This window comes from Pseudonocardia sp. Ae150A_Ps1 (assembly GCF_001932315.1).
Taxonomy (GTDB): Bacteria; Actinomycetota; Actinomycetes; order Mycobacteriales; family Pseudonocardiaceae; genus Pseudonocardia.
Genome location: NZ_MCIJ01000001.1, coordinates 4,986,365 through 4,999,272, shown reverse-complemented (window position 1 = coordinate 4,999,272; position 12,908 = coordinate 4,986,365). Strand labels below are relative to the sequence as shown.

At 72.7% G+C, this 12,908-nt stretch carries 13 protein-coding genes; 7 read left to right on the top strand and 6 right to left on the bottom strand.

Going from position 1 to position 12,908, the window contains the following annotated elements; genetic code table 11:
* Window positions 1-95: 95 nt before the first annotated feature.
* The 6 genes from Ae150APs1_RS23460 (at window position 96) to Ae150APs1_RS23435 (ending at window position 4,523) form a co-directional block, all read left to right on the top strand.
* Window positions 96-368, top strand: coding sequence for a hypothetical protein (locus Ae150APs1_RS23460; protein WP_010242472.1), 273 nt, complete (start codon window positions 96-98; stop codon window positions 366-368).
* 1 nt (window position 369) lies between these two features.
* Entirely contained in the window at window positions 370-813 is a 444-nt protein-coding gene (locus Ae150APs1_RS23455) for a hypothetical protein (RefSeq protein WP_075300356.1), read from the top strand.
* 539 nt (window positions 814-1,352) lie between these two features.
* Window positions 1,353-1,547 (top strand): hypothetical protein, encoded by a 195-nt coding sequence (locus Ae150APs1_RS33895; protein WP_249266461.1) that lies wholly within the window; start codon window positions 1,353-1,355, stop codon window positions 1,545-1,547.
* A gap of 75 nt (window positions 1,548-1,622) precedes the next feature.
* On the top strand, window positions 1,623-2,978 hold the full coding sequence (locus Ae150APs1_RS23445) for an MFS transporter (RefSeq protein ID WP_075329474.1): 1,356 nt from the start codon (window positions 1,623-1,625) through the stop codon (window positions 2,976-2,978).
* Window positions 2,972-3,709: an SDR family NAD(P)-dependent oxidoreductase gene (locus Ae150APs1_RS23440; protein WP_170918123.1), complete on the top strand. Its 738-nt coding sequence runs from the start codon at window positions 2,972-2,974 to the stop codon at window positions 3,707-3,709. The genes Ae150APs1_RS23445 and Ae150APs1_RS23440 overlap by 7 nt, the downstream gene beginning before the upstream one ends.
* Before the next feature lie 37 nt (window positions 3,710-3,746).
* A complete protein-coding gene (locus tag Ae150APs1_RS23435; protein WP_060574314.1) occupies window positions 3,747-4,523 on the top strand; it encodes an SDR family oxidoreductase in 777 nt (258 codons plus the stop codon).
* A 14-nt stretch (window positions 4,524-4,537) separates the two neighbouring features.
* Here Ae150APs1_RS23435 and Ae150APs1_RS23430 read toward each other — a convergent pair whose 3' ends face one another.
* The 5 genes from Ae150APs1_RS23430 to Ae150APs1_RS23410 form a co-directional block, all read right to left on the bottom strand.
* Window positions 4,538-5,602, bottom strand: coding sequence for a LacI family DNA-binding transcriptional regulator (locus tag Ae150APs1_RS23430; protein ID WP_249266460.1), 1,065 nt, complete (start codon window positions 5,600-5,602; stop codon window positions 4,538-4,540).
* A 38-nt stretch (window positions 5,603-5,640) separates the two neighbouring features.
* Window positions 5,641-6,423, bottom strand: a complete 783-nt coding sequence (locus tag Ae150APs1_RS23425; RefSeq protein ID WP_075300350.1) for a helix-turn-helix domain-containing protein — start codon at window positions 6,421-6,423, stop codon at window positions 5,641-5,643.
* Between the two features lie 62 nt (window positions 6,424-6,485).
* A complete protein-coding gene (locus tag Ae150APs1_RS23420) occupies window positions 6,486-8,414 on the bottom strand; it encodes a CheR family methyltransferase (protein WP_075300348.1) in 1,929 nt (642 codons plus the stop codon).
* The gene (locus Ae150APs1_RS23415; RefSeq protein WP_083680320.1) at window positions 8,411-9,493 is read right to left on the bottom strand and encodes a chemotaxis protein CheB; all 1,083 of its coding nucleotides are present in this window, start codon (window positions 9,491-9,493) and stop codon (window positions 8,411-8,413) included. The genes Ae150APs1_RS23420 and Ae150APs1_RS23415 overlap by 4 nt, the downstream gene beginning before the upstream one ends.
* 76 nt (window positions 9,494-9,569) lie before the next feature.
* Window positions 9,570-10,748, bottom strand: a complete 1,179-nt coding sequence (locus tag Ae150APs1_RS23410; protein ID WP_075300346.1) for a TDT family transporter — start codon at window positions 10,746-10,748, stop codon at window positions 9,570-9,572.
* A gap of 71 nt (window positions 10,749-10,819) precedes the next feature.
* Here Ae150APs1_RS23410 and Ae150APs1_RS23405 point away from each other — a divergent pair, with 71 nt between their 5' ends.
* Window positions 10,820-11,743 carry a LysR family transcriptional regulator gene (locus Ae150APs1_RS23405; protein ID WP_249266459.1) on the top strand — a complete coding sequence of 308 codons (924 nt, stop codon included), beginning with the start codon at window positions 10,820-10,822 and terminating at the stop codon, window positions 11,741-11,743.
* 165 nt (window positions 11,744-11,908) lie between these two features.
* Here Ae150APs1_RS23405 and Ae150APs1_RS23400 read toward each other — a convergent pair whose 3' ends face one another.
* The gene (locus Ae150APs1_RS23400) at window positions 11,909-12,898 is read right to left on the bottom strand and encodes a type II CAAX endopeptidase family protein (RefSeq protein ID WP_075300342.1); all 990 of its coding nucleotides are present in this window, start codon (window positions 12,896-12,898) and stop codon (window positions 11,909-11,911) included.
* Between the last annotated feature and the right edge of the window lie 10 nt (window positions 12,899-12,908).

Genomic DNA, 12,908 nt, shown 5'->3' with positions numbered 1-12,908 from the left:
TCGGTGCTCATCCGGCACGGGCGATGACTCGCGGGGCCGCGGGCGGCGAGCCTCGGCCGTCCAGACCGGGGCGCGCGCGGACGGGAGCATCGGCGATGGCGCGGTACGAGGTGTGTGTGAACGGGCGGCTGTCCGGGCCGGCGCGGAGCGCGTTCGGAGCGCTCGAGGTGCGGACCGTGCCGTCACACACGACGTTGCTCGGGGTCTTCCCCGAGCAGGCCGACCTGCACTCCCTGTTGGAGCTCTGCAGTGACCTGGGCCTGGAGGTGCTCTCGTTGCAGCGCATCTCACCCCTGCCGGGTGAGGAGGAATCGGAGCCGGACGACGACCCTCGTCGGGACGACGTGCCCGCTGTCCGGGAGGTTTGACATGTCTCTGTCCGAGAAGGCCGCGACCACCGCCGGGGAGGCGACCACGCGGCCGCACCATCGCGAGGGGTGGAGGACCGGTCTCGCGTTCTTCGCCGGGATCATCATGATCGTCGCCGGTGTGTTCGGCGCGATCCAGGGACTCGTGGGGCTGTTCCGCAACGAGGTCTACGTGATCGGCCCCGAGTACGTCTTCTCCTGCGACCTGACGACGTGGGGCTGGGTGCACCTGATCGTCGGGGTCGTCGTGGCGCTGGCCGGCTGCGCCGTGCTCGCGGGCCAGACCTGGGGCCGGGTGGTCGGGATCGTGGTCGTGATCCTGAGCATGGTCGCGAACTTCCTGTTCATCCCGCTGTACCCGCTCTGGTCGCTGCTGATCATCACGCTGGACGTCTTCGTCATCGCGGCGCTCTGCACCTACACCCGGGAGCCCGACACGACGTGAGGCAGGGGCGTCACGGACGCCCGCCCCACCAGCCGATCCGGCCCCGACCGGCACGAACGGTCCGGGCCGGATCTCCCGCGTCCGGGGCCACCCCGCCGCCGGACGGACCATTGCCGCCGTGACTACCCGCTGCTACTGTCCATTAAACGGTTAAGTTAACCGTTTAAGTTCAGACCTACTGCGGAAGGACGGCAGGGTGTCCACACCAATCGAGGACGCGGTCAAGCCCTACGACGGGCCGAGGCTCTACGGGATGGTCGACGACATGATCACCCCGGGTGCGCTCGACCTGGACTGCGACGAACGACTCTGGGTCCCGCAGGGCGAGCACTCGCCCGGGGTCGAGTTCCGGCCGCTGATGTTCCAGCCCGGGGAGGGCAAGTTCGTCAACCTGCTGCGCGGGCGCCGCCAGGGCGTCGTCTCCCGCCACCGGCACGTGGGTGCGGTGCAGGCGTTCACGCTGCGCGGGCGCTGGCACTACCTGGAGTACGACTGGTGGTCCGAGGAGGGCAGCTTCGCCTTCGACCCCCCCCGGCGACGTGCACACCCTCGAGGTGCCGTCCGACTGCCAGGAGATGATCACCCTCTTCATCACGACGGGTGCCTACATCTACGTGGACGCGGACTTCGGGATGCTCGGCATCGAGGACGTCTTCAGCAAGATCGACAAGACCCGCGAGCACTACCGCGACGTCGGTCTCGACGTCGCGCTCGTGGACGACCTGATCCGCTGACCCGCGGGGCCCGCGCCCCCTCCCCGGCGACGTCGCCGGTCCGCGTCACCCGAACTCCAGACGGGATACACAGTCGTGTCCACTGACCACTCCCCCACCGCGCCCCCGCCACGCCAGTCGAGCGTCAAGGTCATCAAGGGTGCCGTGCTCGGCACGATCGTCGAGTACTACGACTTCGGCATCTACGGCTACATGGCCGCCCTGCTGAGCGTGCAGTTCTTCGCCTCCGAGGACCCCAACACCGCGCTGCTGGAGACGTTCGCCGCCTTCGCGGTGGCGTTCTTCCTGCGCATCCCCGGCGGCCTGTTCTTCGGGCACATCGGCGACCGCTACGGCCGCCGCACCGCGCTCACCTGGACGCTGCTGCTGATGGCGGGATCGACGCTGCTCATCGGGCTGCTCCCGACCTACGCGACGCTCGGCATCTGGGCGACGATGCTGCTGATCCTCTGCCGCTGCCTGCAGGGCTTCTCCGCCGGTGGCGAGGTGGGCGGGGCGAACGTGTTCGTCTCCGAGCACGCCCCCACCCGGTGGCGCGGCTTCCAGACCGCCCTGGTCATGGGCGGCATGTACCTGGGTTCGCTGGCGGCGTCGCTGACGGGCCTCGCGATCAGCTCGCTGTTCACCGAGCAGCAGGCGATCGACTGGGCCTGGCGGCTCCCGTTCCTGCTGAGCGCCGTCATCGGGATCATCGGCTTCTACATCCGCAACAACCTGCACGACTCCCCCGAGTTCACCGCGCTCAAGGAGGAGCAGCAGGTCAGCAGCCTGCCGATCACGACGCTGCTGCGGACGTCGTGGAAGACGATCGCACACCTCGTGGCCCTCTACGGGCTGTCCGCCGGTGGCTTCTACACCGCGTCCGTCTACACCGCCACCTACCTGCGGACGACCGCCGGGTTCTCCTCGACCGTGGCCTTCGTCAGCACGAGCCTCGCGCTGGTCCTCGGCATCCTCACCCTGCCGGTCGGCGGCTACCTCGCGGACCGGTTCGGCCGCCGCCCGGTCCTTCTGGCCGGTTCGGGCGCGGGCCTGGTCCTAGCGATCCCGATGTTCCAGCTCATGCAGCTCGGCTCGGTCAGGCTCGCGATGCTCGCCCAGTCGGTCTGCTTCGTCTGCGTGTCGGTCTTCAACAGCGCGCTGTTCGTGACCTTCTCCGAGAGGATGCCGACCCGGGTGCGGTACACCGGCGTCGCCCTGGTCACCAACATCGCGAACTCGACGATGGGCGGCACCGCGCCCTTCATCGCGACCTTCCTTGTCGCGACCACCGCGAACCCGCTCTCACCGTCCTGGTTCTACGCGGCGACCGCACTGCTCTCGCTGGTGGCGGCACTGTTCCTGCGGGAGACCCGCGGCATCGACCTCGCCGGCGTCGGGACCGGCCCGGCGCGCACCGCGGCCGGGGCAGGCCGGGGTGCGTCGTGCTGAGCGCGACCGGGATCGCGGGCCGGAGCGCCCTGGTCACCGGCGCGGCCTCGGGCATCGGCCGGGCGACGGTGCTGGCACTCGCGCGCGACGGCGTGCGCGTCGTCGCCGTCGACCGGCAGCCGGTCGACGAGGTGTGCGCCGCCGTCGCCGCCCGGGGCGGGACCGCCGTCGGCGCCGTCGCCGACGTCGCCGACGACGCGTCGGTCGCGGCCGCCGTCGACCGCGCGGTCACCGGGTTCGGTGGCCTCGACATCGCCGTGCACTGCGCCGGGGTCGTGTCGGAGACCGCGATCGCGGACCTGGAACGCCCGGAGTGGGGCCGGCAGCTGGACGTCAACCTGACCGGCTCCTACGTCGTCTCCCGGACGGTCCTGCCGCACCTGGTGACGGCCGGGGCGGGCCGGCTGGTGCTGTTCTCCTCGATCGCCGCCCGGGTCGGCGGCGTCAACTCCGGGGCCGCCTACGTGGCGTCCAAGGGCGGGGTCGGGGCGCTCGGCAAGTGGCTGGCCCGCCGGTACGGGGGCGACGGCGTCACCGTGAACATGATCGCGCCGGGCCCCGTGGACTCGCCGATGACCCACGGCCGGGACTACGCGCCGGAGGGCTATCCCGTCCCGCGGATGGGCACGCCCGACGAGCTCGCCGCCGCCGTCGTCTTCCTGGTGTCCGACGCCGCCGCCTGGATCACCGGGCACACGCTCGACGTCAACGGCGGCATCTTCATGAACTGACGTGGCCGTCCGGCCCCGTCGAGAGGAGCGGATCGAAATGGGATGGGCCCTGGTGACCGGCGGTGCGACCGGTATCGGTGCGGCCACGGTGGAACTGCTGGCGACGGGCGGGACCGACGTCGTCTGCGCGGGCATCGACGAGCGGGCCGCGGCCGGGCTGGCGGCGGAACTGGAGGGGAAGGGGCTCCCCGGACGGGTGCGGCCGGCCCGCGTCGACGTCAGCGACGTGGCCTCGGTCCGGGCGTTGTTCGCCGGGCTCGACGAGGCGGGGATCCTGCCGGAACAGCTCGTCAACTGCGCCGGGCTCAACCGCCGCGAGCGGGCGCAGGACGTCCTCGAGGAGAGCTGGACGACCGTCGTCGACGTCAACCTCCACGGAACGTTCGAGGTGTGCCGTGCGTTCGCGGACCGGCTGGTCGCGGCGGGCCGTCCCGGGCGGATCGTGAACATCACCTCGATGCTGGCGCACTACGGGGCACCGGGTTTCGCCTCGTACGCCGCGTCGAAGGGCGGTGTGCTGGCGCTGACGCGGACCCTCGCCGTGGAGTGGGCCCCGCACGGGATCCGGGTCAACGCCGTGAGCCCCGGCTACGTCGCGACCCCGCTCGCCGCGTCGCTGCTCGTCTCGGGCCGGTTCGCCGAGGAGATCAGGGCGCGGACGCCGATGGGCCGGATCGGGTCGGTCGAGGACGTCGCGCCGGTGATCCGGTTCCTGCTCGGCGACGACTCGCGGTTCGTGACCGGCCAGGTCATCCCGGTCGACGGGGGGATCACCGCGGGGGACCTGCGGCTCGGCCCGACCGGCCTGCAGTGACGGCGTCGTAGCCGTCAGGTGGCCGCCCGGCCCGCCCGGGCCGGGCGGGCCGCCGGGGCGCCGCCCTCCCCGGTGGAGTCCCGCAGGACGGTCTCGTAGGGCAGCATCCGCCGGATCGGCGGGCCGTCGGCCCCCTCGATCCGGTCGATCAGCATCGTCGCCGCGCACTCCCCCATGACCCGGCGCGGCGCGTTCACCGTGCTCAGCTGCAGCGGTCCGGCGCTGGCGATGCCGGTGCCGTCGAAGCCGGTGATCGCGAGGTCGCCGGGTACGGACAGCCCCGCCTCCCGGGCGTGGTCCCAGGCACCGACGGCGATCACGTCGCTGGCGCAGAGCAGGAGGTCGGTGCCGGGGTGCCGGTCGAGCACGTCCCGGGCGCGGGTGACGCCGGCCTCGCGGGTCAGCGGCCCCCAGACGTCGTCCGGGTTGACGGGCTCGATGCCGCGCTCCGCCAGCGCCTCCCGGAACCCGGCGACGCGGTTCCGCGCCACCACGGACTCCCGGACACCGCTGAGGATCGCGACCGAACGCCGCCCGCCGGCGAGCACCTGCGCGGCGAGCTCGCGGGCGGCGGCCCGGTCGTCGATGCCGACCCAGTCGTTCGGCACCTCGGTCAGCCCCCGGTAGGCCTGGACGCAGGCGACGCCGCGCTCGCGCAGCGAGGCGAGCAGCGGGATGTCCTCGACCGTCACCGAGGTGAGGATCAGTCCGCTGATGTTGCGGTCCACGTGCGAGAGCGCGACCTCGGTCTTGCGGTCCGAGGCCGTGCCGAGGTGGGAGACGAAGACCTCGTAGCCCCGCTCGGCGGCGGCGGACACGGCGGCGCCGGCGATCTCGGTGTAGACCGGGTTCTCGATGTTGTCGAGCAGGATCCCGATGACCTTGGCCGTCCCGGCGCGGAGGTCCTGGGCGATCCGGTTGGGACGGAACCGCAGCTCGGCGGCGATGTCGAGGATCTGCTGGCGCACGGCCGGGCTGACGCCGGGCACACCGTTCAGCGCGTAGGAGACGGCGGCCTTAGACACCCCGGCCCGGGCGGCGATGTCCGCGATCGTCACCCGCCGCCTGCCGTCCGCCACGGCGTCGACGATACCCGGCTGCCCGGGGTGCGCCCTGCTCAGCGGTGCAGGGTCGTCGCCGGCGTGACCCCGTACGCCGCCCGGTACTCGACGGCGAAACGGCCGTGGTGCGGCAGCTGCCAGGCGTCGGCGATCGCCCCGACGGTGTCACCGCGGGTCGGGTCGGCGGCGAGGAGCTCACGGTGTGCGTGGGCGAGGCGGACCCGGCGCAGGTACCGGGTCGGGCTCACGCCGCAGTGCTCCCGGAACGCGTGCTGCAGCCGGCGGCGGCCGACACCGGCCGCGGTGGCGATGTGGTCGCTGGTGATGTCCTCGTGGGCGTGCCGTTCGATGAAGGCGACCGCCCGCCGGACGACCAGCGGCACGCTGTGCCTGCCGGTCACGCCGCCGTCGCGGAGCACGTTCGCCGGGTCGCCGCCGCGTTCGCACTCGGTGACCATCCGCCGGGCGAGTGCCTCCGGCGGACGGTCCTGCTGCCAGCTCAGCATGGCCAGCAGCTCCCCGGCCTGCTTCCCGGTCAGCCCGAACATCCCCATCAGCATCCCGACGGCCTGGTGGTGCGCCGCGGAACGCTGGGGGGCGTCGTGCCGGTGGACGGCGAGGAAGTCGGCGTGGCGCCGCCCGAGGTCCTCGAGGCGCTCCCCGAGCGCCTCGGCACGGCTGCGGGCCAGCCGTGCGCGGGCGCGGACGATCGCCCGGTTCTCAGCGTTGTCCGCCGCGGGGTCGGCCCCTCCGGCGTCGGGGCCCACGGGCTGCGCGAGCAGCTCGGACACCGACTGCAGGAAGGCCTCGACGTTCGCGGCGGCGTCGACCTCGGCCACCCCACCAGGATAGCCGCGCGTGCCGGTGTGACGCAGCAGTCACGGGCACCGATGACGTGGCCTCAGTCGGACGGCTCGATCTGGTCCATCACGATGATCGCTCCACTGCGCCCCCGCTCGTGGTAACGGAGCGGGGCGACCGCGACCTCGATCCGCACGGTCCGCCCGCGCCGGTTGATCGCGTCGACGACGACGGTCGACCGGTCGGGCCGGCCGTCGGAGCCGGACCGGTCGTCCTCCCGCTCGGTCACGACGACCGGCTCCGCACCGTCCTCGTCGTCCTCGGGACGGCGTTCGGCGAGCGTGTCCCACACGATCGGCCGGATCCGTTCGGTGGGCAGCCCGATGTCGAGGTTGAGCAGGTGGCGGCCCGTCGCCTCGTCCGAACGAAGGCCCCACAGGTCCGCGGCGCGGTGGTTCCAGGCCAGGACCATCAGCTCCGAGTCGACGACCACGACGGCGGAACGCAGGCTCTCCAGCACCGCCTGGAGGAAGTCGTTGGTGCCGTCGAGCTCGGCCGTGCGGTCCCGGAGCTCGTCGTTGATCGACTGGAGCTCGTCGTTGGTGGACTGGAGCTCCTCGTTCATCGTCTCGAGCTCCTCGTTCGTGGACTGGAGCTCCTCGTTGGTGGTCTCCAGCTCCTCGACCGTCGACTGGAGCTCCTCGTTGGTGGTCTCCAGCTCCTCGACCGTCGACTGCAGCTGCTCGTAGGCGGACTCGACCTGCCGGTGGGCCTGCTCCAGCTCCTTGGCGAGCTGGCGGTACCGGCTGACGTCGGTGAAGAAGATCGCCGCCGGGGTGCCGCCGTTGCCGTCGACGGGGAGGGGCACGAGCTGGACGTCGAAGTGCATCGTCTCGTTGTTGTGGGTCCACTTGACCTCGTGCAGCACCGCCGAGCCGCGTTGCTGCTGGACCTGGTCCAGGGTCGAGGAGAGCTTCGCGACGCGTGTGAAGAGCTCGAGCTCACCGACGTGCCGTCCGACCTCACGGCCGGAGAGCCCGAGCTGGGTCTCCGCACGGCGGTTGGCGAGTCCGAGCACGCCGTCGGGGGAGACCGCGAGCGTCGCGACCGGGCTGGACATCAGCGTCTCGTCCTCGACCCGCGGCACGCTCGCGGCGTCGTTCGAGAACAGCGGCTCCAGCGACGTCACCCGCAGACCGGGTGAGTCGGACTTCCGGAAGAAGCGGCGCTTGAGGTCCGTCGGCACGAACAGGCGCGTGTGGCTGAGCAGCATCTCGGCCTTGCCCAGGAACAGCGCTCCGCCCGGCTTCAACGCGAAGTGGAACCGGCCCAGCACCTGGGCCTGGGTCTGGGCGTTGAGGTACATCAGGGTGTTGCGGCACACCAGCAGGTCGAGCCGGCCGATCGGGGCGTCCTGGACGAGGTCGTTGCGACCGAAGATCACCGACCGGCGCAGGTCGGGGCGGAACACGTAGCGCTGGCCGTTGCGCTCGAAGTAACGGTCCCGCCACTCGGGGATCACGGCCTCGAGGTCCTTGGCGGTGTAGGCCGCCTGGCGGGCCGTGGCGAGCGCGTCCTCGTCGACGTCCGTCCCGTAGATCTTGACGCGCTCGCGGAAACCCTCCGCACCGAGTGCCTCGGCCAGCAGGATCGCGAGCCCGTAGGTCTCCTCACCGCTGGCGCACCCGGCCGACCACACCCGTACCGGCTCGCCCGGCCACAGGGTGGCCAGCAACGACGGCAACACGTCGTGCTGCAGGTGCATCCACGAGTCGTGGTCCCGGAAGAACCCGGTCACATTGATCAGGATCGTGTTGAACAGGCGGGCGAACTCGTCCTGGTCGACCTGCAGCCGGTCCAGGTACTCGTCGAGCCCGCTGATCGCCAGCTGCTGCATCCGCCGTTCGATCCGCCGGCGCAGGCTCGACCGCTTGTAGCCGGTGAAGTCGAAGCCGCGCATCTCCTTCAGGAAGTCCAGCAGATGCTCGAACTCCGGGTCGGGCCCCCCGTCGCGGGCCACATCGCTCATTCCGTCCTGCTCCTTCCCCGATCCTCGTCCCCCGCACCGCCCAGGAGCCGCCGGAGCACCCGCGCCGAGCGCACCGCCTCGTCGGCGGCGGCTCGGGCGCGTGCCACCACCCGGTCGGCTCCCTGCTCGGCGGCCGTGGCCGCGATGCGTCGCTGCAGGGCCGCCTTGTCCTCCAGGGCCCGCAGCGCCATGTAGAGAGCAGTCTCCACCGACTGCTCCTGCTGGGCGCCGAGGGCATGCTGCGACCAGGCGTGCCCCACCCGGCACCGGTACCGCGGGAGTCCCCCGTCGTGGATCTCGAACAGCGGACCGGAGCAGTCCGGGCAGGCCAGCCCGGCCGCCGTACCGGCCGCATCGGGAGCAGACATCTCCGAACCCTCCATCCGGGCGATCGCGACCTCCCAGCGCAGCCGGGCCGATCCGTGGCCGGTGGACCGCAGGGGACCGGCGCGGTCGACGACGCCCGGGAGGATGGCGCCGAGCCCGGCCACCGGTCGCACGAACGCACCCGGCACCTGCTCGAGCGTAGCGAGCGGCATGCTCGGGTAGAGCGCCTCGTCGGGTTCCTGGATCATGACCGTCCCGCCGTGGCGCACCACCTCCAGCGCCCCCGACGCGCCGTCGTCGAGCGCCCCGCTGAGGACCACCCCGACCGCACCCGCCCCGGCGTCCAGGGCCAGCGAACGGAACAGCGGATCGATCGCGGGCCGGTTCCCGTTCTCCTTCGGGCCGCTGCTGAGCACGACCCGGCCCTTGTCCACCATGAGGTGCCGGTCCGGCGGGGCGACGTACACGCGGCCCGGCAACAGGGTCTCCCCGTCCTGCGCGTGCCCGACCGGCAACCGCCCTCGACGGGCCAGCAGCTGCGGCAGGACGGTCGTGGCGGCCGCCGGCTGGTGCACCGTCACCAGCACCGGGGCCGCGAGCCCGGGCTCCAGCAACGGGACCAGCTCCAGCAGGGCCTCGATCCCGCCGGCCGAGGCCCCGATCGCGATCGCACGCCGCGACGGCGGCCCGGTGCCACCATCCTGCGGCCCGGTCTCCGCCTCGTCCGGCGTCTCCTCGGCCATCTCGCACATCGACAACGTCCTCCGCCCGGAAGGTACTCGGCCGCGGGGACATCGGCCACGGTCCGCCGTCACCCGGAACGCGAGGTCAGGCGGGGGCGAAGAGGTACCCACGGACCAGCGAGCCGTGCGCGGTGCGGACCGACACCACCGCCCACGCGACCACCAGCATGACGTAGAGCGCCGTCGCGGTGACCGCCAGCAGCGGGAGGTGCAGGTGCGCGGCCAGCGCGCTGGTCCCGGTCACGCACGTCCCGACGGGGAACGTGAAGCTCCACCAGGTCAGCGCGAACGGCAGCCTCTGCCGTGCCGTCCGGACGGTGACGGCGGCCGCGATGACCAGCCAGATCATCGCGAAACCCCACGTCGGAACCCCGTAGAAGATCCCGAACACGTGCGCCCCGGTCGCGTAGGGCTCGCCCAGCACGCCCGCCTGGTCGCCCAGCAGGTTCGCCGCGGTCACCGACTGCCCCAGCGGACCGAGGACGATCCACATCGTCGGTACCGTGGCCGCGGGCCCCGTCCCGTGCACGACCAGCCTGTTCCACACCTGCGGGAGGATCGCCAGCGTCGCGAACAGGCTGATCCCGAACATCGCGTAGCAGGCGACCACCATCGACGCCTGCCACCCGGCCGGGGTGTGCGGCACCAGCAGCGCCCCGTTGGCGGCCGAGACCATCGGCGGCACCACCGGCATCAGCCAGCCCCCGAACGCCGACCCCTGCTCGATCCTGTGGTGGACGATCATCATGTACGGGATCCACGCCGCGGTGACCAGCCCGAGCACGGTGCCGATCCCCCACAGCGTCCAGCCGGCACCGATCGCCCCGGTGGCGCCGAGGAACGGTCCGCCGAACTTCACCGCGCCCGCGCCGACGGTCATCACACCCATCGCGACCGCGCCCCAGAACTGGGCCATGACCGGGTTCCGCGCGTGCCCCAGCGCGGTGCCGGTGTGGCGGACCCAGTGGACCGCCCACGCGGCGGTCAGCGTCACGAGCAGGAAGGAGGCGAGCAGCCAGATCCCGACCGCGAAGGTGTGCAGGCCGGGGACCTGCACCGGGAGCGTCGCGGCGGCGACACCGACGATGCCGGTACCCATGATCGACGAGTACCAGTTCGGGCCGATGCCGGAGAAGAGGTCGCCGGGCCGGTCCAGGTCGCGCAGCAGTCCCGCACGGGACAGCCGGTGGCGACCGGTGCCGTGCCCCGTGGTGTCCACGGGGCACTCCCGCGCGGCCGCGGTGCTCAGCTCGGAGGACGTCATGGCCACCACCGTGCGCTCCCGGTGCGGTCCGCGGTAGCGGGGTGGACCTTGTGCCGCCACAATCTCCGCTTGTGCCCCTACCACCGCGGGTGGCCGATCTCGCGGCCTTCGACCTGCTGCTCAGCGTCGCCGGCCTCGGCAGCATGGGCAAGGCCGCCGCCGCACACGGGGTCAGCCAGGCCGCCGTCAGCGCTCGAATCAAGACCCTCGAGTCCGCACTCGGACTGACCCTGCTGGAGCGCACCACCCGTGGCACCACGCTCACCCGGGACGGCGCACTCGTCGCCGACTGGGCACGCACCGCCGTCGACGCGGCGCGGGCCATGGACGAGGGCGTCACCGCACTGCGCACCCGGCAGGACGCCCGGCTGCGGGTCGCGGCCAGTCTCACCGTCGCCGAGTACCTGCTGCCCCGGTGGCTGATCGCCCTGCGGGACCGCCTGCCCGGCACCGGCGTCGCACTGACCTCGCACAACTCCAGCGACGTCCAGGACGACGTGCTCGCCGGCCGGGCCGACCTGGGGTTCGTCGAGGGACCCCGGCACTCCCCCGATCTCGACGAGCAGATCGTCGCCCGCGACCACCTCACCGTCGTCGTCGCCCCCGGCCATCCCTGGGCCGGCCGCCGCGGCGTCACACCGGCCCGGCTCGCCGCCACCGCCCTGATCTCCCGGGAGCGCGGCTCCGGCACCCGCGAACACCTCGACGAGGCCCTGGACCGGGCCGGGACAGGGGCGCCCGTCGAGCCCGTGCTGGAGCTCGGGTCGACGACGGCGATCAAGAACGCCGCGGCCGACGGCGTCGCACCCGCGGTGCTCAGCTCGCTCGCCGTGGCCGGGGAGCTCGCCGGGGGGACCCTCGTCGCCGTGCCCGTCCGCGGTCTCGCGCTGGACCGCCGCCTCGCCGCGATCTGGCCCCGCGGACGTCCGCCTGCCGGGCCGGCACGGGAGCTCGTCGAGCTCGCCGCGCGGACCGGGACGGGGCGTGGGCGGTAGGTACTGGAACAGGAGTGGCTCGCCGAGGCCTACGCCCGCGCCGGGGTCCACGACGCCGGACGCGCCACGATCGACCGGGCACGCCGATCCGCACGCGGCGTCCGGTCGGCCCGCCTGGACGCACGGATCGGTGAGGTCGAGCGGCTGCTGTCCACGTAGGCCGTCCTACCGCGAGTTCCGGGTGACGGGCGCCGGCGTGCGCTCCGGCAGGCGCGACGGCGTCGTCCGCGCGGGGCCGGTCCGGCGGGTGGCCCACCAGACGACGGCGGTGAGCGCGACGACGGTGATCGTGGGGACGAGCTGGTAGGCGGTCCCCACGGTCTCCGAGCGGCCCTGCAGCGCCGCACCGAGGTCGATCCGCAGGTACGGCGCGGCGGCGAGGGACAGCGTGTTCAGGACGGCGTGGAGCATGACCGCGATCTCCAGACCCCCGGTACGCCAGGTGATGACGGCCAGCCCGCCGAACAGGACCAGGTACCAGAGCACGAGGTACGCGTCGGTCGCCCCGTGCACCAGGGTGAACAGCACGCTGGACACGACGATCCCGAGGACCAGGCCGGCGCGCCGCCCCCGGGTCCAGCCGCCGACCACCCGGAGGACCAGCCCCCGCACGCTGTACTCCTCCCCCGCCGCCTGCAACGGGGTGAGCAGCAGCGTGGCCAGCAGGATGGCGACGAGGTCGGCGTGCGACCAGGGGCTCTCCTCGACCGGCGTCGCGAAGCCCAGCAGGACGACGATCACCCAGACCGGCCCGAGCACGAGCAGCGCCCTGCCGAACAGGCCGAAGCGGAACCGTGAGGTCACCGAGTGCAGCGACGCCCCGGGCACGCCGTAGAGCAGGCGCTGGACGAGCATGCTCCAGGGGGCGAGCAGGCCGAGGGCGATCATCGACCCTGCGTGGTGGAGCGGTGTGTAGTCGGTGCCCCCGGCAGCGGGCGGGCTGTTCCCGAGCCGGACGTCGACGAGCGCGAGCCCCTGGCCGATGACCGTCGGGAACAGCACGAACCCGGCCGCCAGCAGGACGATCGCGAGGATCCCCCGCCCGACCCGCCGTCTCTCGCCGGCGAGCACCCGGTGGTACTCCACCCCGGCGGGCACCGCCGGGTCGTTCCTCGGCGCGCCGTCGTCCATCAGCCAGTTCGGTGCGGTCGTCATGTCCTGATCC